At 56.4% G+C, this 25,802-nt stretch carries 17 protein-coding genes; 9 read left to right on the top strand and 8 right to left on the bottom strand.

Annotation, left to right across the window (positions count from 1 at the left end; translation table 11 throughout):
• Positions 1-106: 106 nt before the first annotated feature.
• The 4 genes from CUC55_RS00960 to CUC55_RS00945 form a co-directional block, all read right to left on the bottom strand.
• Positions 107-850, bottom strand: a complete 744-nt coding sequence (locus CUC55_RS00960; protein WP_103086732.1) for a pentapeptide repeat-containing protein — start codon at positions 848-850, stop codon at positions 107-109.
• A 159-nt stretch (positions 851-1,009) separates the two neighbouring features.
• Positions 1,010-1,525: a GNAT family N-acetyltransferase gene (locus tag CUC55_RS00955; RefSeq protein WP_067653702.1), complete on the bottom strand. Its 516-nt coding sequence runs from the start codon at positions 1,523-1,525 to the stop codon at positions 1,010-1,012.
• A gap of 21 nt (positions 1,526-1,546) precedes the next feature.
• Positions 1,547-2,086 carry a GNAT family N-acetyltransferase gene (locus CUC55_RS00950; RefSeq protein WP_425352698.1) on the bottom strand — a complete coding sequence of 180 codons (540 nt, stop codon included), beginning with the start codon at positions 2,084-2,086 and terminating at the stop codon, positions 1,547-1,549.
• A 30-nt stretch (positions 2,087-2,116) separates the two neighbouring features.
• Positions 2,117-3,781, bottom strand: a complete 1,665-nt coding sequence (locus tag CUC55_RS00945; protein WP_103086705.1) for an electron transfer flavoprotein-ubiquinone oxidoreductase — start codon at positions 3,779-3,781, stop codon at positions 2,117-2,119.
• A 422-nt stretch (positions 3,782-4,203) separates the two neighbouring features.
• Here CUC55_RS00945 and CUC55_RS00940 point away from each other — a divergent pair, with 422 nt between their 5' ends.
• Together CUC55_RS00940 and CUC55_RS00930 are read left to right on the top strand one after the other, a co-directional pair.
• Positions 4,204-4,992: an SDR family oxidoreductase gene (locus CUC55_RS00940; RefSeq protein WP_067653708.1), complete on the top strand. Its 789-nt coding sequence runs from the start codon at positions 4,204-4,206 to the stop codon at positions 4,990-4,992.
• 1,238 nt (positions 4,993-6,230) lie between these two features.
• Positions 6,231-6,434 (top strand): hypothetical protein, encoded by a 204-nt coding sequence (locus CUC55_RS00930; RefSeq protein WP_067653712.1) that lies wholly within the window; start codon positions 6,231-6,233, stop codon positions 6,432-6,434.
• Positions 6,435-6,436: 2 nt separating this feature from the next.
• Here CUC55_RS00930 and blaOXA read toward each other — a convergent pair whose 3' ends face one another.
• A complete protein-coding gene (blaOXA, locus tag CUC55_RS00925) occupies positions 6,437-7,252 on the bottom strand; it encodes a class D beta-lactamase (RefSeq protein WP_103086703.1) in 816 nt (271 codons plus the stop codon).
• A 104-nt stretch (positions 7,253-7,356) separates the two neighbouring features.
• Between blaOXA and CUC55_RS00920 the strand changes: the two genes are divergently transcribed.
• The 4 genes from CUC55_RS00920 to CUC55_RS00905 all read left to right on the top strand — a co-directional run bounded on the left by CUC55_RS00920 (position 7,357) and on the right by CUC55_RS00905 (position 10,944).
• Positions 7,357-8,238, top strand: coding sequence for a LysR family transcriptional regulator (locus CUC55_RS00920; protein ID WP_103086702.1), 882 nt, complete (start codon positions 7,357-7,359; stop codon positions 8,236-8,238).
• Positions 8,239-8,394: 156 nt separating this feature from the next.
• Positions 8,395-9,687 carry an Hsp70 family protein gene (locus CUC55_RS00915; RefSeq protein WP_170063794.1) on the top strand — a complete coding sequence of 431 codons (1,293 nt, stop codon included), beginning with the start codon at positions 8,395-8,397 and terminating at the stop codon, positions 9,685-9,687.
• 45 nt (positions 9,688-9,732) lie between these two features.
• Positions 9,733-10,605 (top strand): uracil-DNA glycosylase, encoded by an 873-nt coding sequence (locus CUC55_RS00910; protein WP_067653720.1) that lies wholly within the window; start codon positions 9,733-9,735, stop codon positions 10,603-10,605.
• Between the two features lie 150 nt (positions 10,606-10,755).
• Entirely contained in the window at positions 10,756-10,944 is a 189-nt protein-coding gene (locus CUC55_RS00905; protein WP_067653722.1) for a hypothetical protein, read from the top strand.
• Positions 10,945-13,192: 2,248 nt separating this feature from the next.
• Here the strand turns inward: CUC55_RS00905 and CUC55_RS00890 are convergent.
• Positions 13,193-14,131 carry a DMT family transporter gene (locus tag CUC55_RS00890; RefSeq protein ID WP_103086729.1) on the bottom strand — a complete coding sequence of 313 codons (939 nt, stop codon included), beginning with the start codon at positions 14,129-14,131 and terminating at the stop codon, positions 13,193-13,195.
• Positions 14,132-14,530: 399 nt separating this feature from the next.
• Between CUC55_RS00890 and CUC55_RS00885 the strand changes: the two genes are divergently transcribed.
• The 3 genes from CUC55_RS00885 to CUC55_RS00875 all read left to right on the top strand — a co-directional run bounded on the left by CUC55_RS00885 (position 14,531) and on the right by CUC55_RS00875 (position 21,100).
• A complete protein-coding gene (locus CUC55_RS00885; RefSeq protein ID WP_067653726.1) occupies positions 14,531-15,643 on the top strand; it encodes a methyl-accepting chemotaxis protein in 1,113 nt (370 codons plus the stop codon).
• Positions 15,644-15,928: 285 nt separating this feature from the next.
• Positions 15,929-18,577 carry an aminopeptidase N gene (gene pepN / locus CUC55_RS00880; RefSeq protein ID WP_103086700.1) on the top strand — a complete coding sequence of 883 codons (2,649 nt, stop codon included), beginning with the start codon at positions 15,929-15,931 and terminating at the stop codon, positions 18,575-18,577.
• Positions 18,578-18,760: 183 nt separating this feature from the next.
• Positions 18,761-21,100, top strand: coding sequence for a PAS domain-containing sensor histidine kinase (locus tag CUC55_RS00875; RefSeq protein WP_103086699.1), 2,340 nt, complete (start codon positions 18,761-18,763; stop codon positions 21,098-21,100).
• A gap of 55 nt (positions 21,101-21,155) precedes the next feature.
• Here the strand turns inward: CUC55_RS00875 and CUC55_RS00870 are convergent, their stop codons facing one another.
• Entirely contained in the window at positions 21,156-22,274 is a 1,119-nt protein-coding gene (locus tag CUC55_RS00870) for a metallophosphoesterase (RefSeq protein WP_067653732.1), read from the bottom strand.
• A 554-nt stretch (positions 22,275-22,828) separates the two neighbouring features.
• On the bottom strand, positions 22,829-25,798 hold the full coding sequence (locus CUC55_RS00860) for a bifunctional [glutamine synthetase] adenylyltransferase/[glutamine synthetase]-adenylyl-L-tyrosine phosphorylase (protein ID WP_103086698.1): 2,970 nt from the start codon (positions 25,796-25,798) through the stop codon (positions 22,829-22,831).
• Positions 25,799-25,802: the final 4 nt, after the last annotated feature.

Raw genomic sequence — 25,802 nt, 5'->3', positions numbered from 1 at the left:
TTGCGCTACTAAGAGAGTGAGGTTTCGCGTCTTGCCAATCTCCCCATCTGTGGGGGAGATGTCCGGCAGGACAGAGGGGGTGAAGCCCCACCCGCAAACTTATCGCTCAATCTTCGTCCGGATCTTCCGGGCAAGGCCAGGTCGCCGGTGTCGTCAGCCCCTGCGGCAGCTTGGTTTTGGCGTCACCACACGCAATATCGACCTGCTTCTGCTCCAGACCGGTTGCGGACGAGAGATCCAGACCTTCGATGCGGGCCAGCAGCAGGAAGGCGTTTTCGAAATCGATTGGCCCGGTAAATTTAGCGCCCTCGAAGCGGGAGCGCGACAGGTTGGCCATGGTGAACTTCGCACCCGTCAGCGTCGCGCCCTCGAAATCGGCGCGGCCAAGTTCCGCCTTGGTGAAATCCGTGCCTGTGAGCTTGGCGTTCTTGAAACTGGCGCGCTGCATTTCAGCATTGTTGAACTTGGCGTTTNCCGCATCCGAATCGCTGAAATCACCGCGATAGGCCTCGACCTTGACGAAATTGCCGCCCTGCAATTGTGACGAGGCCAGCGACGTACGGATCAGCTTTGCCTTTTCGAGATTGGCCTTCTTGAAGGAAGAGCCGCGAAGGTCGGTAAAGGTGAAATCCGTGCCGCGTAAATCCGCGCCATCCATGATGCTGCCACCCAGCATCAGAAGCCGCTTGTTGCAGCCGCTCCAGTCGATCTCGGCAGACGCATCAGAGCGACAACTGGCTGCCTGGCTGCGGGTTGTCGGAATGGTCAACGCCGCAAACACCGTTAGAACCGCCCCGCAAATCAGAACCGATTTGCGGTGAGAAAAAACTTTGCCTGCTGCCGTCTTCATCATCTGCTCCCACATCCGGCTTTGTCAGCACATTGTTTACGCTCGTCGGACTGCTCCAATACAAGTATTGCATTCGCGGTAATCCTGCAAATACCAAACTGGAAAGCATCGGTTTCGTTCTTGATTGACAACGAATATTTCTCTGAAAANTGGGAGATATCAAACGCCTCGGTCCGCACTCGATATCAAGGCCCAGCGCTCGTGGTCGCACCACACGCCATTGATTTGCAGATATTGCGGGGAGTACCCCTCTTTTAGAAACCCGGCACGGCGAACAAGGTTAATCGAGGCCACATTGTCAGGCTGGATATTGGCCTCAATTCTATGCAGGCCGAATTGATCAAAAGCGCGCCCTGCGACCTGCAAAAGCGCTTCCGTCATCATCCCGCGACCGGCAAAATCCACAGTTCCATAATAGCCGAGATAGGCGCTGCGAAAAACGCCCCAGACGATCTGCGACAGGTTGAAAACGCCGACGATTCCCTGGCTCTCACCATCGCGCGCAACAAAAGCCGCATTCGGCCCAGTCAGCAACGGCCCGAACCACGCATCGAAACCAGTCATATCCGTGAAGGGCTGCGCCCACGGCGCGTGATAGTCGCGGCTGCGCAGATTTGCGGAGATGATCTCTTGCGCATCCGAGCGCTTGACGGGGTGGATCGAAACTCTTGTCATCGAGAATACTGCAATCCTGTCTCAGTGTGTCGCTTCGAGCGTAGGCGAAACGGCGCTGCGCAAGTCGAGATGCATTGCAACGCGACGGGCGGCATCAAGGCCATCGGCGATTTGCCGGTCCAGCCGCTCCTGCAGGAACGGCGGTGTCTCCCATTTTTCGAGAATACGAAATCCGAGCTTTGTATAGAAAGGGGCATTGAACGGCGCGAAGCGATCCGTTGTCAGCACCGCATATTTTTGTCCGGCGTCAAGGGCCTTGCCGAGCATGGCGAACATCAACGCGCGACCGATGCCTTTTCCCTGCGCGGCACGCTCGACATCGATCTCGACAATGTAGAGATAGTTTCCCACGGCATCCCCGGCCGCAAAGCCAGCAATATGACCCGTCGAATCCGTCGCAGCAACCAGCAGAAGGTCCTGGTCGAAGCTCCGTTGTAGAACGAATTCCGGTGATGCGTAAGGCTGCGATGTCACACCGCAGGCTTTTGCCCACACCACGAAGGCATCGAGTTCGATCTCTGTCAGCCGCGCAAATTCATCGACCNGCGCGGCACGTATCATGACCATCGTATGTTCNTCGAGGAAACAGCATCACATATTCGAATAAACCGGCCCCTCGCCACCCTGCGGCGGCACCCAGTTGATGTTCTGGTTGGGGTCCTTGATGTCGCAGGTTTTGCAGTGGACGCAGTTTTGCGCGTTGATGACGTAGGTCGGTTCGCCGTCTTTCTCCACCCACTCGTAAACACCGGCGGGACAGTAACGGGTAGATGGACCAGCGTAGACATCGTGTTCGGAGCGTCTTTGAAGCTCCATGTCCTTCACCTGAAGGTGCACCGGCTGGTCTTCCTCATGATTGGTGGAAGACAGGAATACCGATGACAGTCGGTCGAAAGTCAAAACGCCATCCGGCCTTGGATAGGCGATGGGCTTGTGGAACTTCGCGGGCTCCAGACTTTCCGCATCCGTCTTGCCATGCTTCAGCGTGCCGAAGATGGAAAAGCCGAGCAGCTGGTTTGTCCACATATCCAGCCCGCCAAGACCAACACCAAGAGCGGTGCCCAGCTTCGACCACAGCGGCTTGACGTTGCGCACCCGCTTCAGGTCCTTGCCGATATCGGTGTCACGCCATTCGTTTTCGATCTCGATGACTTCATCATTGGCACGACCAGCGGCCAGAGCCTCGGCAATCCTGTCTGCCGCCAGCATGCCCGAAAGGACCGCATTGTGGCTGCCCTTGATGCGCGGCACGTTGACGAGACCGGCCGAACAGCCGATCAGCGCGCCCCNGGGGAATGTCAACTTCGGCACCGACTGATATCCGCCCTCGGTGATGGCGCGTGCGCCATAGGACAGGCGCTTGCCGCTTTCGAACGTATCGCGAATGGCCGGATGCGTCTTGTAACGCTGGAATTCCTCAAANGGATAAAGATACGGGTTCTTGTAGTTCAGATGCACCACGAAGCCGACGGCGACGAGGTTGTCTTCCAGATGGTAGAGGAATGAACCGCCGCCCGTCTTCATGCCCAGCGGCCAGCCGAACGAGTGCTGCACAAGGCCCTGGCGGTGTTTCTCCGGCTTCACCTGCCAGAGTTCCTTGATGCCGATGCCGTATTTCTGGACGTCACTGTCCCTGGAAAGATCAAATTTCTGGATGAGCTGCTTGGCCAGAGAACCGCGAACGCCCTCACCGATCAGCACATATTTGCCCATCAGCGCCATGCCACGCGTGAAGGCGGGGCCGGGTTCGCCGTTTCGCTCGACACCCATGTCACCGGTTGCGACACCGATCACGGCGCCCTCATCATTATACAGCACTTCACTGGCAGCGAAGCCGGGATAGATTTCGACGCCGAGCGCTTCCGCCTTTTCCGCCAGCCATCGACAGACGAGGCCAAGCGACACGATGTAATTGCCGTGATTGCTCATTAAAGGCGGCATGAGAAAGTTCGGCAGGCGGATGGACCCGGCAGGGCCGAGCAGCAAGAACTGATCGTCCTTCACTTCGGTCTTGAAGGGATGCCCCTCCTCTTCGCGCCAACCGGGCAACAGACGGTCGATGCCGATCGGATCAACTACGGCGCCGGACACGATATGCGCGCCGACTTCGGCGCCCTTTNCCAGTACCACGACGGTAAGGTCCGGATTGACCTGTTTCAGCCGTATCGCAGCAGACAGACCCGCAGGGCCAGCGCCGACGATAACAACGTCGAACTCCATCGATTCGCGTTCCGGCAGTTCCATCGCTTCAGTCATGTTCGTCCTCTCAGCTCACCGGTCCCGTCCGGCCTTGTTTTTCTAACGCGCCCGAAGCCGAAGCGTTCACTTAACCCCTGCCGCAAACGCCTGCTCTCTCGAGCTATCGCATCGATCTTTATTGGCAAAGCGCAAAGCCCTTGTCGAGGTTGAACTGCGGCAAATCCTGTTCTGGCTCATGACATAATCGGGCAACGCCGTCATATCTTACTCTTACGTTCACGTAAGTTAACGCGATTTGCTTTTGCGTCAAGGCCTTGGGGTCAGTTGACTATCATCATCCGAGCTGCACACCCCCGACAAAAGGCATCGGAATGGTGGGGCCGATCCGGTCGCTTTCAAAATAATAAACAAACACACGCCTTCAAAATGCGGATGACCACCCCTATAAACGCAGGCAACATCTTTCAGGAGGATACCCAATGGATTTCGGCATTTCCGGCAAACGCGCCCTCGTTCTGGCATCGTCTCGTGGCCTTGGTCTTGGCATTGCAACGGCACTGGCCAACGAGGGGGCGCATGTGCTGCTCGTCGGGCGCAGCGAGGAAAAGCTGGCTGCGAATGTCGAAGCCATCAACGCACTCGGCAAGGGTAAGGCAGACTGGGTCCGAGGCGATCTTTCCGAAGCGGATTTCGTGACGTCGATGGTAGCAGCGGTCAAGGAAAAGCTCGGCGGCATCGATATTCTGGTCAACAATACCGGCGGCCCTACGCCCGGCACCGCGCAGGAAATCACCATCGACAAGCTGGAAACCTTCTTTCAATCCATGGTCCTGCGTGTCATCACGCTGACAGGGGCACTGCTGCCACAGATGAAAGAACAAGGTTGGGGCCGCATTCTGACGGTCGCATCTTCCGGCGTATTCGAACCCATTCCAAACCTTGCCTTGTCCAACACCTTGCGCGGCGCGCTGGTGGGCTGGAACAAGACACTGGCAACGGAAGTCGCCGGTTCCGGTATCACCGCCAACCTCCTGCTTCCGGGACGCATCCACACCGACCGTATCGATGAACTGGACGGCGCAAACGCCAAGCGGCTCGGCAAAACGGTGAAAGAGGTGCGCGAGGCATCAGTCAAGACCATCCCTGCCGGACGCTTGGGCAAGGTCGAGGAATTTGCTGCCGCCGGTGCCTTTCTGTGCTCGGAACCGGCCAGCTACATCACCGGCACAATGCTGCGGGTGGATGGCGGCGCATCGAAATCCATCTGACACAGACCGGATGAAAGGCCCGCCCGCACCCAGGTTCGGGCGGCTCGGCTTTACTTCGCTTCATGGAGTCATGCGCACCCGACGACTTGGCTTCACAACGTCCACACAAGCTTAGATGAATACCTCTTATGTATATAGAGCCTGAAATCGCGATGGCTCTAATATTGATCAGAGGGCATCATGCATACTATCGTTCTAGCGAGATACAGCGAACCTCTCGAGTGGATCGCCGATATCCCTGCCGATTTCAAAGTCATTATTTATAATAAGGGTCAGGAGATCACTTCGCCGGAGGTGCTTTCCCGCGCCGATGAAATCGTGGCCCGCCCCAATGTCGGTCGTGAATCTGAGACCTATATTCACCACATGAGAACCCGTGCAACGGACGATCGGTATTTTACCGTGTTCGCCCAGGGCGACCCACTTACGCATAGCCCTGATTTTATCGATCTTTNGAAAAACTGGCGCAANTGGGACGATGTCCAGGCATTGTCCTGGCAATGGCTTGTCGACAAGAACATTCCCCCGGCGGCAGGTCTTTCGCGTTATCAGGAATATTTCCCGCTCCACCTGCGCGTTCGCCCGGAACCATTCTCCCTGATGGATTGGGTCGCCCTTGAATTTGTCGATGTCGGCGCGTGGAATATGGGACTTGTTTNCAAGACGCTTGAAGGCATCTCACCCAACACGGGAAACATCGCCGCGCACGTCCTGCGAAAATGGAAGCTGGATGCTCTCGCCGATCAGGCTGCACGTCATACTGTCGGCATCTTCTCCTATGGCGCAATCTTTGCCGTGCGCAATGACCACGTTGCGAAGCTTCCGGCGGAATCCAAGGACCTGATCTACGACTTCGCCGTCGGCGCGGCTGCCGCGAACGGTTATATTCTGGAGCGTATGTGGCTGCACATTTTTGGAGCCGGATTTTATCGCCGCGCGCCATTCATGGACCAGCATGCCGGCGCGCTGAACTTGCCGGGCGTAAGCGACGGAGCACGTGCCGATATCGCCAACCTCGTGCTGGATCTTGTCGATCACGGCATGTCCATGGACGATGTTGGAACCTTTGTGCAGGAAACGATGCGCGAACGGTTGAACACTTTGAAATCCGAGACCCGCGAACTCGTCAGGTGATTTGTGTGCGCAGTCTGATGCCATATCAAGACAGCTGAAACGCGTGGCTATTGAAACCTCTTCGGGATAAGCTCCAGAGAGGTTTTCTTTCATTGAGGCGCATCATGCAGATACTTCGGATTTCCCTGACCGTGCTTGGCGTGCTTCTTGCGCTGATCGGTCTGGTATGGATTGGTCAGGGCAGCGGTTACTTCCCCTACCCTGCGTCAAGTTTCATGATCAATCAAAGTCCGTGGATGCTGCGGGGCGCGCTGGTGGCCATCGTCGGACTGGCCTTGATGTTCGCCGCCCGACGTTTCGTTCGGTAGGTTTACCTTACCAGCTTCGGCAGGTCGGCGATCAGTTTGTCCCGCGTGGCGAAGCTGATCGGCTCATCGCTTTTCCAATCCTTGATATTCAAGGTCGCGAAAACGACACGTCTGTCACCTTTGTCGGCCCAACCGACGAACCAGCCGAGCCATGCATCGCCATCGTACTTGCCCGCCTTGGTCCGCATGCGGCCCGAGCCGGTTTTACCATGGATTTCCCAGTCATCTGAGGTGTCGAATGCCGGAATAATGGCGATGGTCTTGTCATAGGCAGCCTTGGATACCGGCAGCTTTCCGTTCAGGAAACGACGCAGAAAATCCACCTGGCCGTCGGGTGAGATTTNCAATGAAGACATCAACCAGGATTCGGTCAGCCCATCCGTGCGGCCCTTGACGCCTTTGACGTCAGCATTGCCATATTCGAAGCGGCGCACGTAATCGGAAAATTTCTTTTCACCCAGCTTGCGGGTGAGTTGCTGGGAGTACCAGACGATGGAGTCCTTTTCCCAAATGGTCGGGTCGACAGACTTCTGCTCACGCTTTGGCTTTTTCCATTCAGCCTGGTAATCCCAGCGCGGCGTTGTTGCATCTACCAGAATGCCTGCATCATAGCCCATGATGGCAAGAGGCAACTTGAAACTGGATTGAGGCGCAAAAGCTTGGTCGCAGGTGCCTTCGCGGTGAAGTGCTTCACCGGTTTTNGCGTCCAGAATAACCGTGCATTGTAGCTGCTCCGCTGCATGGGCGCTGAACGCGCTCAACCAACTGATTGTAAAAACTGAACAAAAAACGAAACCTATACGCCGCTTGATCGTCATGGACACTCTTCCTCTGGCTGTGGTGTCGTCTTTGTAGTCCGGCCTGTTGCGCAGCGGCAAATGATGATATCTGGCTTCAGGCATGAATTTAAGTTGGTCATATCATGGTACGTCCGCATCTTCCGCTTAATGCTTTGCGTGCATTCGAAGCCGCAGCGCGGCATCTCAGCTTCACCCGTGCCGCCATTGAACTGTGCGTCACGCAAACTGCCATCAGCCATCAGGTCAAACTTCTGGAACAGAAGCTTGGCGTGGAACTGTTCCGGCGTCTGCCGCGCGGTCTGATGATAACCGAAGACGGGCTTACCCTTTNGCCAACGCTGCGCGACTCGTTTGATCGCATGGCCGACATTCTCCAACGCTTCGAAGACGGGCATTTGCGCGATGTGCTGACGGTCGGCGCCGTCGGCACCTTTGCGGTCGGCTGGCTTTTACCGAGGCTGGAAGCGTTTCAGGCACACTATCCCTTCATCGACATCAGGCTTTCCACCAACAACAACCGCGTCGATATCGCTGCGGAAGGGCTGGATTACGCCATTCGTTTCGGCAACGGCGCATGGCACGATATCGAAGCCGAAGAACTGCTCGAAGCGCCACACTCCGCGCTCTGCATTCCCGAAATTGCGCGCCAGCTTGCCGCGCCGCAGGATGTGGCCAGCCAACCGCTCCTACGCTCGTACCGCGCAGACGAATGGTCGGAATGGTTCGACGCTGCCGGGGTCGCGCCGCCGAAAATACGCGGCATCGTGTTCGATTCGTCCGTGTTGATGATCGAGGCTGCCTTGCAGGGCTTGGGCGTGGCCCTTGCCCCACCATTGATGTTCAGCCGGCAACTGTCCTCCGGCGCATTGGAACAGCCATTCCCGGTCTACGTTTCCAAGGGATGCTACTGGCTGACGCGCCTCAAATCACGCGCCGTGACGCCCGCCATGGCCACGTTTTCGGCTTGGTTAAAGGAAGAGGCACGTCAAAACCGCGTCCCATAAATGCCAAAAAACTGATCGCTTCGACTTGCCATTCGCAGGCCATCATGCAATGACGCGCCCTCCTCAAAATCACCGATGTCGCGGGACATCCAGACTGGAGGGCCTGAGCACGCCTCGGCCCTTTTCGACCTGTCGTCAAAACCAAGGAACATCGTTATGGCAAGAACACTCGGCCTTGATTTCGGCACGACCAACACGGTCATGGCACTGTCCGACAGCAACAACACCAGCCATTCCATGCGCTTTACCAGCAGCGCCGGAACCACAGATAGCATGCGCACCGCGCTGTCTTTCATGAAAAGCGGAACATTCGGCGCGGCGGCCCTTCAGGTGGAAGCAGGCCATGCCGCCATTCGCCAGTTCATCGACAATCCCGGTGATTGCCGCTTTCTGCAATCGATCAAGACCTTTGCCGCCTCATCCCTGTTTCAGGGTACGCTTGTCTATGCCAAGCGCCAGAGCTTCGAAGACCTGATGGAGGTTTTTCTGCGCAAGCTTAAGACCTATGCGGGCGAGGAATGGCCGGAGGATATCTCCACCGTCATCGCCGGTCGTCCGGTGCGCTTTGCTGGCGGCAATCCGGATGAGGCTTTGGCGATTGCGCGTTACAATGATGCGTTGACACGCGCAGGCTTTCCCGAAATCCATTATGTCTACGAGCCGGTCGCAGCCGCCTATTACTTCGCGCAGAGCCTGAAGAAGGACGCCAATGTTCTGGTGGCCGATTTCGGCGGCGGCACCACCGACTATTCGCTCATCCGTTTCGAANCCCACGCGGGCAAGCTTTCGGCGACCCCCATCGGCCATTCCGGCGTCGGCGTCGCGGGCGACCACTTCGACTTCCGCATGATCGACAATCTGGTTTCGCCGGAAATCGGCAAAGGCAGCAAGTTCAAGAGTTTTGACAAAATCCTGGATGTACCCGGCGGTTACTATGTCAATTTCGGGCGCTGGAACCAGCTGTCCATCTTCAAGACGACCAAGGAATTTGCCGATCTTAAATCTCTGGTGCGCTCGGCGCTGGAGCCTGAGAAGCTGGAAATGTTCATCGATCTGGTCGAACATGATGAGGGCTACCCGCTCTACCAGGCCATTTCCGCCACCAAGATGGCGCTGTCTGCAAACGAGGAGGCCGAGTTCAATTTCTCACCGCTTGGCAAGGCCGGTCGCAAAATCGTCAAGCGCGCGGATTTCGACCGATGGATCAGCGATGACCTCGCCAAGATCGAAGGTGCACTGGATGAGGTTCTGGAAAAGACGCAGACGGCGCCAGACGCCATAGACAAGGTGTTCCTTACCGGCGGCACGTCTTTCGTGCCGGCCGTGCGCCAGCTTTTTACACGCCGTTTCGACGCCGATAAAATCGAAAGCGGCGGTGAACTGCTCTCCATCGCCCATGGTCTGGCCATGATCGGCGAAAGCGGCGACATTCCGCGCTGGACAGCGTGATTTACGGGGTTTCGCGAGGTCGGCACATAGGGTAATTCTACGCCCATGATCTCGGCCCAAGACCTTTCCCCCGCAGAACTGGCGGCGCTTTTGCATTTTCATGCAGATGCGGGTGTGGACTGGTTGCTGGAAGACACAGCCATCGATCGCTTTGCGGAGTTTTCCGCCAGCCGCCAGAGCCGTGCGCCGCAAAGGGAAGCACCTACCCAGCAAATCGATGTTCCACAGAACAACCCTCCACGGGCGGTCAAGTCTGCGCCTCAGACAAGGCCACAGGCTGCGCCGCCTATCCAGACCAATGTTGCAATGCCGGACGAACAGGCTATTGCGGCAGCCCGTTTCGCTGCGGAAAGCGCCCGCTCGCTACCCGAGCTCAAGTCCGCACTGGAAAGCTTCAACGGCTGCAATCTGAAGAACAGCGCCCGCAACACGATCTTTGCAGAGGGCGACCCCTCTTCCGGGATTATGGTCATTGGCCCCATGCCGGACGCGGATGACGACCGCGAAGGCCAACCTTTCCTCGGCAAAACAGGCCTGCTGCTGGATCGGATGCTCGCCGCGATCGGGCTGGATCGCGCCAATCTATTGCTGACCAATGTCGTGCCATGGCGCCCGCCCGGCAACCGTTCGCCCTCGGGACCGGAAATGGAAATTTGCCGCCCCTTCATCGAGCGTCAGGTGGCGCTCGCGGAGCCAAAAGCACTGTTGCTTTTAGGCAACTTCACCGCCCGTTTTTTCTTTAGCGGCACCGGAACCATCCATACGCTGCGTGGACAGTGGCGTGATGTCGCATGTGGGCACGGAATTGTGCCTGCAATTGCGACGTTGCACCCGCAGGAACTTTTGAATGCACCAGCCAGTAAACCTTTGGCCTGGCAGGATTTATTGGCCTTTCAGGCGCATATCCAAAAACTGTAAATGCTTCCTTTTNGATCAATATGAATCATTTATGAAANTAGCCATGCAAATGACGCATAACAGCGGGGCGTTTGCGTTTCTTGCCGAATCTTTGCTGCGCTGCAATAAGTCATCTCGTCTTGGGAGGAAACGGTTTAAGGAACCAAGGCAATGACCACTCGCTTCCGTCCGGTTCACTCCGGCTTCGAAACACTTCGGCTCGCAGGCCTTGGCCCGCGCTCCACAGATGGCTACCACCGCTTCGGTGGAACCAACGAACAGTTGACTGCTCGCGCGTCTGCACAGCAGGTTCGCACGACCCGTCCTTCGGCAGTCTTCGCGGATTTTCGCGAGCGCTGATAAAAATACCCTTCTGCCTCCGGTACGAAGACATTTCTAATCCGACGCTTTGCAGCGCCTTTCCGATGGAGAGGCGCTTTTGCGTTTTCATATTCCAAATTAGCAAAANTCCAGATACGGCATAACATGCGCGATTTCCAGTTGCTCTTGATTTNGCACCCATCACTCTATATTGCGGCACAGAATAATTTGACGGGCTTCAAGTAAGCTTTGATTGCGTGGTGCGTTCATGACAATAGATATGGACTGCCAAAAAGCTGGCCCCATAAAAATAAAACGCCATAGCATCAAGTGGAGAGGTATAATCCTGCTGGATTGCCTGCGCGCTTCGTTATCGCCAAGCTTTAAAGCGGACTGCCTTTCGCGGCATGCTTCATCCATAACAATGGATATTCCGTACGACATCAAAGACAAAGACCTTATTCTTGTCGCATGCGATGAAGTCTATTTCTGGGACTATGCCGTCTCTTTCCTGAAGTCGCTGTCGATGGTTGACGGTACATTTCATGTCCACCTCCACCTTATTCGCCCAACGGCGGATGTTCTCCTTCAAATAGAAAATCTCAGATCCAGCCTTGGAAATCTCGCCATAAGCTTCAGCGTGGATGTCATGATTGGCCTCGATTTACCCAGGAAGGTCAATATCTACTATAATTGTTGTCGTTTCATCGTCGCGGATCAGCTTTTGCATCTGCACGTCGGACGTCTGCTTATTCTTGACGTCGATACGATTGCCAGAACCTCCCCGTGGGAAAAACTTGTGGCTCTCAAAACCGATGGCGCATTCGTTTTTCGGCCGCATGCGCGCAAATCCTGGCACAAAATTCTCGCCAACACCGTCTATTTTAAAAACTCAGCGGATGTCCGGGTCTTTTCAAGACGGTTTGCGTCATCGCTCCTATCGGTGCTTGCGCGCAATCCCCNATATCACATCGACCAGTTGATACCCTACTACCTCCTCAAGATCGGAGCCATGCGTTTCAGTCGCGTCTTCGGCAGCATCCCTGCTGATGTGATGTGTCTCGGGTACAACGCCAAGGCCAGCCTATGGACGGCAAAAGGTGGCGATAAGCGCGGATCGAAATTCCAGCTGGAGAAGAGCAAGATCGACAACGCCTGATATTGATCCGTCTCAGCCTGGTTCCAGCGCTTCGGCAAATGCATCATTCACATATTTGAACTTGATGGCCTGCCATCGGCAATATTCATCAAGAAAATCACGCGAAAACCACATGCCGCTGCGCAGGCTTTCGTCGTGCCAACCCATCGTTCCCTGCTCGGCTGCCTTGTTGAGCAGGCGTTGCAGATGGGTGCGAGACATCATGAATTCGGCGGACAAGGCTCGGGCATCGACAAAGCCGATGTCTATACGGTCGCACTCACGGTCAGCATCTTCGATACGGCTGATGAAGTCATCCATGACAAGCGCACCGGCCTCCGTCCACAGGAACAGACCGACCCGCTCCGGCGGCTCCACCCAGCTCCTGTCTTGAAGACACATGCGTGCGGCGTGCGGTTGAGCCAGCGTCAGGAGCTCGGGACGCGCCATCATCTGCGCCGCCCGTATTCCGCCATCGAGACCATCCAGTGCGTTCAGGTTGGCGACGTACCACATGAAAATCGACTGCACGCTCACAGCGGTCGCCCGGTATCGTCGCGGGCGGACGGAAACAGGTGGAACCTTCTCGATGTAGCGATAGATTTCGAGCTGATCAAGATAGTTCTGAACCGTGTTACGGCTGGCCACACCATTTNGCGTCACCAAATCGCGCACCTGCGCAACCGTGAAGCCGGAGGAGCCCGATTCAAGGTTGAGAGCCATCCCGGCCTGCGTCATCAGCCACTTCTGGTGTGCCGAAAGCAGTCGCGCGATGCGGGGATTGTCGTGATAGGCAGCGCGGAGATTGCGCGCAAGAGCTCTTATCGCTCCCAGTAACAGGGGATGCGCAACAAGTTCGTCATATGAATACATCATGACCATTCCTGCGATAACAACGATGTTAAATTCGCAGGTCGGCGACTGGTTGCCACCACATTATTTTCCCGTTGCGTGCAACATCCGTCCATTGCAGACAGATGTGCGCAAACGGGCCGTACGCGTTTTACCCCAAACACGATATGCCACCCAAATTTTACCCTTACCCGAGTTCTTGAATAACACGTTCAGGGAAAAATTGAATAAAACTTTGATAAAAANCTTTTATCCACCTAGGCCACAGGTGACGATATTTGGCGGCGGTTTTCGAGTTCAACCCTGCGGAGTGGATGCTTTTCTGGCCGCTTTGCGAGCAAGTCCAAGCTGATGCTCCCGGAGGATGATGAATATGCCCGCGGAAACCACAATTGCGGTGCCCACCAACATCGTGACGGTCGGAATGTCGCCAAAAAGGACATAGGAAATCCCGATGCCGAACAGGATCGAGCTATATTCAAACGGTGCAATAGTGGACACTTCCGCGTGGCGATAGCTTTCGGTCAATAAAATCTGCGCTATGCCCCCNGCGATACCGGAGGTCATCAGCAGTATCGTCTGCTTCATATCCAGCCATTCCCAATCGAACGGCAGGCTGAACGCCGAAAGCAGGCTGCCCGTCAGCGAAAANTAGAGCACGATCGTGGCGGTTTTCTCCGTCACGACAAGCTGTCGAACCTGCACCATGGCAAGGCCGCCCAGGACGGCACCGAGCAAAACAGCGAGCGCGCCGATCCCCTCACCCGCAGCAAAGCCGCCCTGCTGCAACAATGTCAGCTTCGGCCATAGGATGATGAAGACGCCAGTCATGCCGATAAGAACGGCGGACCAGCGATAGACGCGCACCGTCTCGCCCAGCAGCACGGCGGCGAAGACGACTGCCATCAGCGGAGACGCATAGCCGATGGCAATGAATTCCGGCAGCGGCAGCAAGCTCAGGCCATAGAACCCGCAGATCATNGACACGATCCCAAGAAAGCCACGCTTGAAATGGCCCATCAGGTTCTTGGTGTAGAAAGCACTGGACAGACTGCGTAGCCACGCCAGATAGATGATGATCGGAACGATGGCGAAGGTGGAGCGGAAAAAGGTGATTTGACCCGCTGGCACATCCGGACCAGCTGCTTTGATGCAGGTCTGCATGACCAGAAAAANTGCAACGGATATCAGCTTGAAGCTTATGCCCCGGATGGGGTTGTAGGCGGCGGCACTCATGAGAACTTGCATTCAAAGGTTCAAGAGATGAACCGGTTGCATTTCACAGGCGGCGGCACCAGCCTGCATGTTTGATGGTGGATAACAGATTATCTTCGTGAGTCGGTGACAAACTCGCTATCGACCTCCCGATGCCGATATTTTTGCTCGATAACATGCGCAAATACCACGGTTTGATCCAACGACTTTAAAAACTACAAAAAATGCCGCAAACAAATGCAAATGCCTTTTTAGTAAGCGGCAAGACCTTAATCGCATGACAACGTGTCGTAACTCCGTCGAAATAAAAAATTAATCACGATATATTCTCATATTGTCACTTCAAAATTCGGATTTGCAATCCGGCGGGAGGCAAGACTGGACCTTATTTATTTCTCTATTCAGAATTGACGGTTACTCATGAATCCGCCTTCAAAGGTCGCCGATAAAAACACGTCTCCGTCGGCAACACCGCGCAGTATGCGGGTCGTAACCGATGGTATGTCCACCGATCTCAAGCAGTTCAGCGCCGACAACAGCCATATCGTCAAACAGATCCGGCTGTTGGCAATCAATGCCTTGATCGAAGCAGCAAGAGCAGGAGAAGCCGGCAAGGGCTTTTCTGTCGTCGCCAATGAAGTCCAGCGCCTCGCTCAGATTGCGTCGGATATATCGTCAACATTTCAGCACACGGTTCTCAGCCGTATCGGCCTCAGCCGTGACATGGCGGAAGCGCTGGTGGAGGAAATGGAGGGGGTTCGCCTGACGGATACCGCACAGACACTCGTCCAGCTCATCGTGCGCAACCTGTTCGAGCGCACTGCCGATGTTCGTTGGTGGGCGACGGATACGTCACTCTGGCAGGCCTTGCAAAGCCGCGACAAAGCCGATGCCGCATTTGCGGCAGAGCGTCTGGGTGCCATCAACCGTTTCTACACGGTCTATATCGACCTTGTCATGACCGACCTTCGTGGTGCGGTGGTGGCATCTGCAAATCCTCGATACCAGCGCAACCTGCAAGGTCGTAACATAACGCTGGAGCCTTGGTTCATCGCAGCATCGCAGTGCCGCAGCGGTGATGAATATATCGTGGATCAGGTGAAGAACAGCCCGCTGCACGATGATCGCGACGTTCTGGTCTACGCCACAGGCATCCGAGAGGATGGCAAGAATGACGGTGCACTGCTGGGAACATTGGGTGTCTATTTCGACTGGCAGGAGCAAGGCCGCGCCATTGTCGAAAAAGAGGCGAACCTGCCGCCGCAGGTCGCGGAACGAACGGTTGTCATGCTGCTGGATGGCGACATGCGGGTCATCGCCAGCAGCAAACCGTCCTTGCGTTTCACTCACTTCGATCTTCAGAACCAAACAGGTGCGATGCGCGGCAGCTACTACGACTCAAACGGTGCAATCGTCGCCTTTGCCAAGACCATTGGTTACGAGGATTATGACGGACTAGGGTGGTATGGCGTGGTCGTTCAACAGACGGAAAATGAAGATACCATCAGAGCCAGCCTTGGATTGAAGCCGTGACGTGCCGCCAAGTCTCATAACAGAATTGCTAACCAATCGAACGTTTTACTGTAATATAATTTCGCAGCGGCAATAACTTTAGTAATCGTTCAACATTTAATGAAATGATGTGCCAATGCGAGACACGTTCATTGATCTCTATGAAGTCACCGTCTGGCAAGAAAACACACAGGACAGAATGTCTCGTGAAGCTCACATGAACGTGACCCCAATTCAATTTNAGCTTCAGGTGACATGTGCCATGAAACCTGAGATGTGGCAGACAAGGTTCATTCAGGAATAGTCATGCGAACAGACACGGGCCAGATCGTTCACCTGGCGGATTATCGCCCTACCGATTTCGTTCTCGAACGAGTTGACCTCACTTTCGAACTCGATCCGCAAAACACCAAGGTCGAAGCACGATTGATTTTNCATCGGCGTGAAGGCGTCGATGCGTCGGCACCGCTGGTACTGGATGGCGACGAGTTGATGCTATCTGGCCTTTTGCTGGACCAGATCGACATTCCCGCGGCGCAGTACGATGCGACGCCGGATCGTCTCACCATCCGCGATCTGCCTGCCGAAACGCCGTTTGAAATCTGCGTGACGAATTACATCAACCCGGAAGCCAATACGCAGTTGATGGGCCTATACCGCACCAACGGCGTCTATTGCACACAGTGCGAGGCCGAAGGCTTCCGCCGCATTACCTATTTCCCTGACAGACCTGACGTTCTGGCGCCCTACACGATCACCATCGTCGCGGCGAAGGAAGGCAATACCTTCCTGCTGTCCAACGGCAATTTCCTTGGTGGCGGCAATTATGATGAGGGCCGTCACTTCGCGGCCTGGTTCGATCCGCATCCAAAGCCAAGCTACCTATTCGCGCTGGTCGCAGGTGACCTCGGTCTCATCGAAGATACCTTCACAACCATGTCCGGCCGTGATGTCGCGCTAAAGATTTACGTCGAGCACGGCAAGGAGCCGCGCGCGGCTTACGCCATGGATGCACTGAAACGCTCCATGAAATGGGATGAAGAGCGCTTCGGTCGCGAATACGATCTGGATATCTTCATGATCGTCGCGGTGTCCGATTTCAACATGGGCGCGATGGAGAACAAGGGTCTCAACGTCTTCAACGACAAATACGTTCTGGCAGACCCTGAGACCGCAACCGATGCCGACTACGCCAATATCGAACGCATCATCGCGCATGAATATTTTCACAACTGGACTGGCAACCGCATCACATGCCGCGACTGGTTTCAGCTGTGCCTGAAGGAAGGCCTCACGGTCTATCGCGATCAGGAATTTTCGTCCGACATGCGCTCGCGCGCGGTTAAGCGTATTGCCGATGTGCGTCATCTGAAATCGGAACAGTTCCCGGAAGATGGTGGCCCGCTGGCCNATCCACCACGTCCCGACAAATACCGGGAAATCAACAACTTTTATACGACGACCGTCTATGAGAAGGGTGCCGAAATCACCGGCATGATCGCCACGATTCTCGGTGAAGACGACTTCCGCAAGGGCATGGACCTCTACTTCGAGCGCCATGACGGAGACGCCGCAACGGTCGAAGATTTCGTCAAGTGTTTCGAAGAGGCAAGCGGTCGCGATCTCAGCCAGTTTTTCCGCTGGTACATTCAGGCGGGCACACCGCTGGTGAGCGCATCGACCAGCTACGATGCTGCATCCTCAACATTTACACTGTCGCTGGAGCAGACCGTTCCGGCAACACCGGGCCAGAGCAGCAAGCAGGCCCTCTATATCCCGCTGTCCACAGCACTCATCCTCGATAACGGCCAGATTGCTGCGCCCTCGAAAGTTGAGGGTGGCGAGTACAAGAACGGCGTTCTGCATCTGACGGAGCGCAGCCAGACATTCAGCTTCAGCGGTATTTCTTCGCGGCCGGTGCTGTCTCTCAATCGTGGCTTTNCGGCGCCGATCAATCTGCATCTGGAGCAGTCTGCCGAAGACATGGTTCAGATCGCGCGTCATGACACGGATATGTTCTCTCGCTGGCAGGCGCTGACGACGCTCGCCATGCCGAACCTAGTCAAGGCAACGAACGCCGTTCGCAATGACGCCCCGGTGGCGTTCGACGCTGGCTTCATCACGACGCTCATCGAAGTCATCGGTGACGACGCGCTTGAGCCAGCATTCCGCGCTCAGGTGCTTGCTCTGCCCAGTGAGTCCGATATCGCCCGCGAAATCGGCAGCAGCAACGACCCGGACGCCATCCACCAGGCGCGCAACGCGGCCATGGCAGCAATCGCCAAGGCTGGCGTGGAAACGTTGACCGCACTGTTCGACGCCTTCGAAGACAAAGGCGCATACTCGCCGGATGCGACAAGCGCTGGTCGACGGTCATTGCGCAATATCGCCATGAGCTATCTCTCCTTTGCGGAAGAAACACCAAAGCGCGCTGCGGATGCCTTCGCGGCTGCAAGCAACATGACCGATCTCGCTCATGCTCTCAGCATTTTGACGCAGCGCTTCCCGGACTCGGCCGAGGCTGCACAAGCACTGGCAACGTTCGAAGCGCGTTTTGCAGACAACGCGCTGGTGCTGGACAAATGGCTTTCCATTCAGGCAGCCATTCCCGGCGAAGGCGCACTTGGCCGCATCAAGTCGCTGACCGGCTCGAAGCATTTCGTCGGCACCAATCCGAACCGCGTTCGCTCGCTCATCGGGACCTTCGCATTCGGAAATCCAACCGGCTTCAACCGTGCCGATGGGGAAGCTTACCGCTTCCTCGCAGAGCAGATCGTCAGCATCGACAAGCGCAACCCGCAACTGGCGGCGCGCATCCTGACCTCCATGCGCTCATGGCGCTCTCTGGAGCCTGTCAGGGCCGATCACGCCCGCGCTGCACTGACGACAATCGAGCGCTCGCCTGCCCTCTCGACAGACGTTCGTGACATCGTCGAGCGCGTTTTAAAAGCTTGACTTTATTGGGTTTGGCGACTTTCGATGAGGTTGCCAAACCTGTCCCAAAAAANTACGGAGTCGGTTCAAGGGGTTAAAATTCTTTTAACCATCAGCTCTGGACAAGCCGAATCAGCTTTGATTCACTGGTGTCAGATTCGAGCGTCTGCTTCGAATTAACCGAGGGACAATCAAGGCGGAACAATGACGAACGTGCGGCGGGCTACTGCGGGCGATGAGCGCCCGTTTGCCAAAATATGTGATATTGCTGCATGGAGCGAGAGGTTTTCAGGAAATCTGGTGGCGTTGGCCACAGGTCCTAGAGACAGCCTTAAACTACCTCACCTGGAATCGCTGCTCAAGCGGCTGATTCCCGTGCTTATTCTCGCATTTCTCATCGTGGTGGCTGCTTCGCGTGTCCTTGGCATCGTCGCGGAATCGGGCCGCATGGAAGAGTCTGCCAGACAGACCACTGCCCTTGCGGCCTTGGCGGCAAAGGCGGCTCTCACCGGCGGCGAAAACCTCCTCGTGACGCAGGACCGGACAGCTGTGGAAGCGCGGCTCAATGCGTCCTTCCCCGCAGGCAGCCTCGATAACGAAACGCTGTTGCTGGTCGCTGATGCCAACGGCAGGATTTTCGGTGGTATCGGCAGCCGAGCATCGATTTATCCCGGCGCATCTCTGACCAATCTCCTGCCAGAAATCGCCATCATCCGCCGTTTTCCTGATGCACCCGGCACCATAGAAACAGATATCGAAGGCACCCCGCATTATGCCACGATGCTGCCACTGGGAACCGATGGCGGCATGATCATCGCAGCGCGTTCGCTGGAGCCCATCCGTTCGTTCTGGCGCAGCGAAGTTGCGATGAACGTTACGCTGTTCACCGGTATTTCAGCGATCCTGCTCGTCATTCTCTATGCCTATTACATGCAGGTGAAGCGCGCCCGCACCGCTGACGAGATTTTCGTAGAATCGAATTTGCGCGTTGAAACGGCGCTGTCGCGCGGTCGCTGCGGCCTTTGGGATTTCGATCTCTCCACCCGGCGCATGTTCTGGTCCACCTCGCTTTACGAAATTCTCGGCCTTCCGCCGAAAACCGAACCGCTATCCTTCAGCGATGCCGCCCGCATGATGCATTCCGAGGACGGCAATCTCTACGAACTCGCCCGTTCCGTAGGCTGCGGGGACCTTCGCCAGATCGACCAGATCTTCCGCATGCGCCACGCCCATGGCCATTATGTCTGGCTGCGGGCTCGTGCTCAGGTCATCCGCACCTCCAACGGTCCGCGCGTCATCGGCATCGCCATGGACGTCACCGAGCAGCACCGTCTGGCGCAACGTTATGCCGAGGCGGACCAGCGTCTAGCAGACGCCATCGAAAGCACATCGGAAGCCTTCGTGCTGTGGGACAAGAACGACCGTCTGGTCATGTGCAACGCCCACTTCCAGCAAGCCTACGGCCTGCCGGACAGCGTGCTGGTTGCTGGAACGGAGCGCTCNGTCGTCAACGCCGCCGCATGCCGTCCCGTTGTCGAGCGTCGGGTCGCCGATCCGGATCAGTCTGGCCTGTCGCGCACCACGGAAGTCCAGCTTGCCGATGCCCGCTGGCTGCAGATCAACGACCGCCGCACCCGCGATGGCGGACTCGTATCTGTTGGCACTAACATCACGCTCCTCAAACGCCACGAAGAACGTCTTCGTGATTCCGAAAAGCGCCTGATGGCAACGATTGGCGATCTTTCCGCGTCCCGCCACAAGCTGGAGCGACAGAAGACCGAGCTTTCCGATGCCAACGCCCTCTATCAGGCGGAAAAGGAACGTGCCGAGGCCGCCAATACGGCTAAATCCGAATTCCTCGCCAATATGAGCCACGAACTGCGCACGCCGCTCAACGCCATTCTCGGGTTCTCGGAAATCCTGCTGGCTGAAATGTTCGGTCCGGTCGGCTCACCTAAATACAGCGAATACGCCCGCGATATCCACGATAGCGGCAAACATCTGCTTAACGTCATCAACGATATTCTGGACATGTCGAAGATCGAGGCGGGCCATATGCGGATCAACCGCGAGAAGGTCGATCTGGTACCGCTGGTTGAGGAAACACTTCGCCTCACCGCGATCCAGGCCGCGCAGAAGAACATTGCTATTCAGCAGCGCGTTTGCCGGGATATGCACATGACCGGCGACCGGCGAGCGATGAAGCAGATCATGCTCAACCTTTTGTCCAACGCCGTGAAATTTACCGGCAATGGTGGACGCGTGGAGCTTCGCACACACGTTCACGAAAAGGGTCTGATGCTGACCATCGCAGATACCGGCATCGGCATTCCCTCTGCCGCCATCGACAAAATCGGCCAGCCCTTTGAACAGGTTCAAAGCCAGTATGCCAAAAGCCAGGGCGGCTCTGGACTGGGACTTGCCATCTCCCGCTCTCTGGTCAAACTCCATGGCGGCACGATGAAGATACGGTCCTGTGTGGGCAAGGGCACCGTCGTTACCCTTTNCATTCCACATGAAGAAGCCGCACAATACGCAGCGTAATGATGTCTTCAAACATGCCGCCGCTCCTCTTTGATAGGGAGCGGCGGCATTGCTTTTAAGAACTGCGTCGAAGCGTGATGCGGGTTAATTCGGACGGTATTCCCAGCCTCAAAGCGAACCCAGGCCACAGCGCCGTTCCATTGTTCACGTAAAGCTGCATGCCACCCACCTGATAGAAGCCTGAGACGAACCCTTTGTTGGCGCGTGCAACGAGGCGGTCCAGTCCGAGAACCATCCCGCCGTGAGTATGTCCCGATAGCTGAACAGCCATACCCAGCTGTGCATTCCGTGCCGCTTCCATGGGCTGGTGGTCGAGCAGAATGATGGGTGCGCCTTCGGGTGCGCCTTTGATCGCCGCGGCGACATCGGGTGGCGGAAAGCCGGTTCTGGATGATGACAGGTCCGTCACTCCTGCAATGACGAGACTTTCACCATTGCGCTCGATGACATCATGGTTGTTGGCTAGCGTCATCATGTTGAGACCGCGATAATATGCCATCCACTCCTCGTAGCCGAAAAAATACTCATGATTTCCCGGAATGGTATAAACGCCATCACGCGCCTTGAGGTTGGCAAGTGGTGCGATGTCCTGTTTACGGCTCTCGATATTGCCGTCGATCAAATCGCCCGTAATAACAATCAGATCGGCATTCAGCGCATTGGTTCGTTTAACGACTTCCTTTGCCCATTCGCCGTAGAACAAACGGCTGATATGAAGGTCAGTGAGTTGCACCATCTGATAGCCTTCAAAAGCGGCTGGCAGTCCCGGAATCGCTATCTCGATATCCTTCAACGGTGGAACGCGGATCGCCTGGCTGACGCCAAAAGCAGCAAGCCCAAACGCAGCCACGCCCATGGCATAACGAACGCCGACGGGAACCGCCGGAAAATGCCCCTTGAACGGCGTGATGACGAGCGAAACAACATCCAGTGCGATCTGAAACACTGCCAGCAGCAGGATAGTCCCCATCAGCACATTGATGGCAATGATCAAAGGTCGCGGGAACTCGGGCGAAAACACGGAGCCTGAAGAGAGACGATTGATCAGGTGATACTGCGATGCGACCAGAAGAAGGATGGCCAGAGCAGCTTTTACGGTCCATATCCAGGGCAGTGGCTGGATGAATCGCACAGCAACAACCAGCCACGGAATGCCGAAAATTAGATGAAACATAATGCGCCTTTGTGTAAAATCTTTTCTACGGACGAAACAGGTCCTCGGATCAATCACTGAGCCCGTAAATTGATCCGTGCCATGAACTCAAAATCTGGATGATACGGTTTNCGGCTCAGCCGCTCTTGTTCACATCGTAGCAAACAAAGGCGATCTTGTTGCCATCGGGATCACGAACGTAAGCGGCGTAAAANCCCTTCGCCGTATTCAGGGCGCAAACCCGGCGCGCCCTCGTCCGATCCACCATTCGCCATTGCAAGGCCATGCAAGCTGTCGATCGTTTCAGAACCGTTGATCAGAAATGCCGTCATGGTGCCATTGCCAACACCAGCTTTGCCGCCGTCGAACGGATACCCCGTCGCAAATCGTGGCGCATTCACGTTGCTTTTGTCACCCCAGAATGCCGTCTTCTCATCCTTGTAACACTGCTTCAACCCCATCTCGGTAAACACCGGATCATAGAAACGCACGGCGCGATCCAGATCCGTCGTACCAACCATGGTGTATCCAATCATCTGCCTGTCTCCGTCTTGGGGTTTGGCACATCCTATAATTTAGCCCTTTGCCGCTACAACCAGAGAAAACGCTTTTCGCACAGTTTTCGAAAGACGTTTCACCTCCCCTTCCAGCGTTCCGATGTCAGGGCAATCACCGGCACGGCAGACGAGATCGATCAGTCCGGCAGGCGCTTCCTTGGGTTCGAAGTCACTATCGATGCACAGGCGGATGATCTGCGACAGTTCGGTGAAAAGGTTGAGCGCGGCCACGCAGTCGTCATAGGTCTGCGGCTCCATCGCCCCCACTGCAACGCGTTTCCACACCTCCGCCGTGCTTTCGCCCACCACATGCGGCGGCAGACCTTTCGCTGGCGCGACCAGTGTCAGATATTGGGCAATGAACTCCAGATCGACCAGACCGCCAGGAATCAGCTTGAAATCCCAGCTATTGGCGGGCGGCTTTTCCTCACCGATCAGCTTGCGCATCTCGGCAACATCAGCGGCAATCTTTTCTACATCCCGCTTCCGCGTAAGGACAGATGTGATGATCCGCTCGGCATCCTCGATCAGCGAGGCATCGCCGCAGATCAACCGTGCGCGTGATAGCGCCAGATGCTCCCATGTCCATGCCTCCTCGCGCTGGTATTTCTCGAAGGTGGAAATGCGTGTCGCCACCGGCCCCTTGTTGCCGGAAGGGCGCAGCCGCATGTCCACCTCGTAAAGCACGCCTTCGGCAGTCGGTGCTGAGAGCGCGGAGATCAACCTTTGCGTTATGCGGGTAAAATACCTAACGGCATCCAGCGGCTTGGCACCATCGGATTCTGAAGCCACATCGTCGTAATCATACAGCAGGATCAGATCGACATCGGACCCCGCCGTCAGTTCGAACGAACCCAGCTTGCCCATGCCGACGATCGCGACACGACCGCCAGGATATTTGCCATGTGCAGCTTCCATCTCAGCCGTCACAGCCTTCACCGCAGCTTCGATCACCAGATCGGCGAGATACGTAAAGGCTCGTCCGGCCACCTCTCCGCGGATCGCGCCAGTTAACAGCCGCACCCCAATCAAAAAGCGTTGTTCCGCAGCAAAGATGCGCAGCCGGTCGAGAATGTCTTCATAGTGCCGCGCAGGTGAGAGAAAACCCTGCATACGTTGGCCGAGATATTCACGGGTCGGGACGTCCGTCATCAGCGCCGGGTCCAGCATGCCGTCAAACACATGCGGACGCGCGGCAATGATTTCCGCCAAGCGCGGCGCGGATGACATGATCGTCACCAGCAGCGAGAGAAGCGCCGGATTATTGCCGAGCAGTGAGAAAAGCTGAATACCGGCAGGCAGGCCGGATAGGAAATTATCGAACCGCAGCAACGCCTCATCGGCGCGCTTGCTCTTGCCGAAGGCCTGTAACAACTCGGGCGTCAGTTCCGTCAACCTCTCCCGCGCCTCAACGGATTGCGTGGCGCGGTAACGGCCGTTGTGCCAGGTCCGAATGACGCGAGACATATCTTCCGGCCGCTCGAAACCCAGCCGCGCCAGCGTCTTCAGCGTATCAGGATCGTCCCTCTGTCCGGTGAAANCCAGATTGCCGCTTTCGCCAGAAAGCTTGGTTTCCTGTTCGAACAGCGCCGAATATTTGCGCTCCACCAGCCGCAGCACACCTTCCAATTTTNCAGAAAANCTCTTTGTATCGGCAAAGCCCAGCATAAAGGCGATGCGCTTTAACTCGGCTTCCGTGTCTGGCAAAATGTGTGTCTGCTCGTCGCGCACCATCTGGATGCGGTGTTCCACCTCACGCAGAAACCAATAGGCATCGGTCAGCTTGTCGCGCGTTCCGGCATCGATCCACTTCGCCTCTGTCAGCGCCGCCAGCGCTTCCTGCGTCGAGCGTACCCTGAGCGGTGCCATGCGTCCGCCCGCAATCAGTTGCTGGGTCTGCGCGAAAAATTCGATCTCGCGAATGCCACCGCGACCGAGCTTGACGTTATGCCCCTTCACCGCAATCGCGCCGTGGCCCTTATGGGCATGGATCTGCCGCTTGATGGAGTGGATATCAGCAATTGCCGCGTAATCGAGATATTTGCGAAACACGAAGGGCGTCAGTTCCCGCATGAAACCTTCGCCAGCCTTGATATCCCCTGCCACCGGCCGCGCCTTGATATAGGCAGCCCGCTCCCAATTCTGCCCCCTGCCCTCATAATAGGTCAAAGCTGCCTCGACGGGTATGGCCAGCGGCGTCGAGCCAGGGTCGGGACGCAGCCGCAGGTCGGCTCGAAACACATAGCCATCGGCGGTGCGCTCCTGCATGATGCGGATCAGCCGACGCATCATGCGCCCGAAANNTTCCAGCGCATCCAGCGGGTCCGGTATGATGCCGGAGGATGGCTCGAAAANCACAACGGCATCGATATCGGAGGAATAATTGAGCTCCTGCGCACCCAGCTTGCCCATGCCCAGCACGATCAGGCCGGAACCTTCGCTTGGCACTTCGGGATTTTTCAGCGTCAGCTTGCCGGTGTGGTGATTGGAAAGGAGCAGATGGTCAATGGCAGCCGCCAGGCTTGCATCGGCCATGTCGCTCAGCCAGTGCGTCGTGTCGCGCGCAACGAAAATACGCGCCAGATCGGCCATTGCGGAAATAAAGGACAGTCTTCGCTTGGCGACACGCAGCCGGGTCATCACCTCGGCCTCACTTGGTACGGCCCCTTCACCATCCGGGCGCCAGCAATTGCGGGCGTCTTCGACCAGACGAGCCAGCGTCCCATCCAGCGGGGCCGATATCGCCAGCGTCAGCAGCCCCTCATCGGCGACTGCCGCATCCCGCAGATAGGGAGATAGCGACAGTGCCTGCGCCACGAAATCCTTGAGCGGTCTGTCGCTCGCCAGAAGCTCCGCGACTACAGGGTCGCTTTTGCCGATATCCTTCAACGTGGAAAGAACGGATTTCAACTCCGTCTGCGTATAGGCGCGGATAACACCTGGCTGCACATCCTCCAGCCGTCTTTCGACGGTTGTCGCTTGTCGCACTGTC

The sequence above is a fragment of the Agrobacterium bohemicum genome, assembly GCF_002896715.1.
GTDB classification, from domain to species: Bacteria; Pseudomonadota; Alphaproteobacteria; order Rhizobiales; family Rhizobiaceae; genus Agrobacterium; species Agrobacterium bohemicum.
Note: the sequence above shows the minus strand (reverse complement) of the source record. Positions and strands in the feature narration are given on the sequence as shown.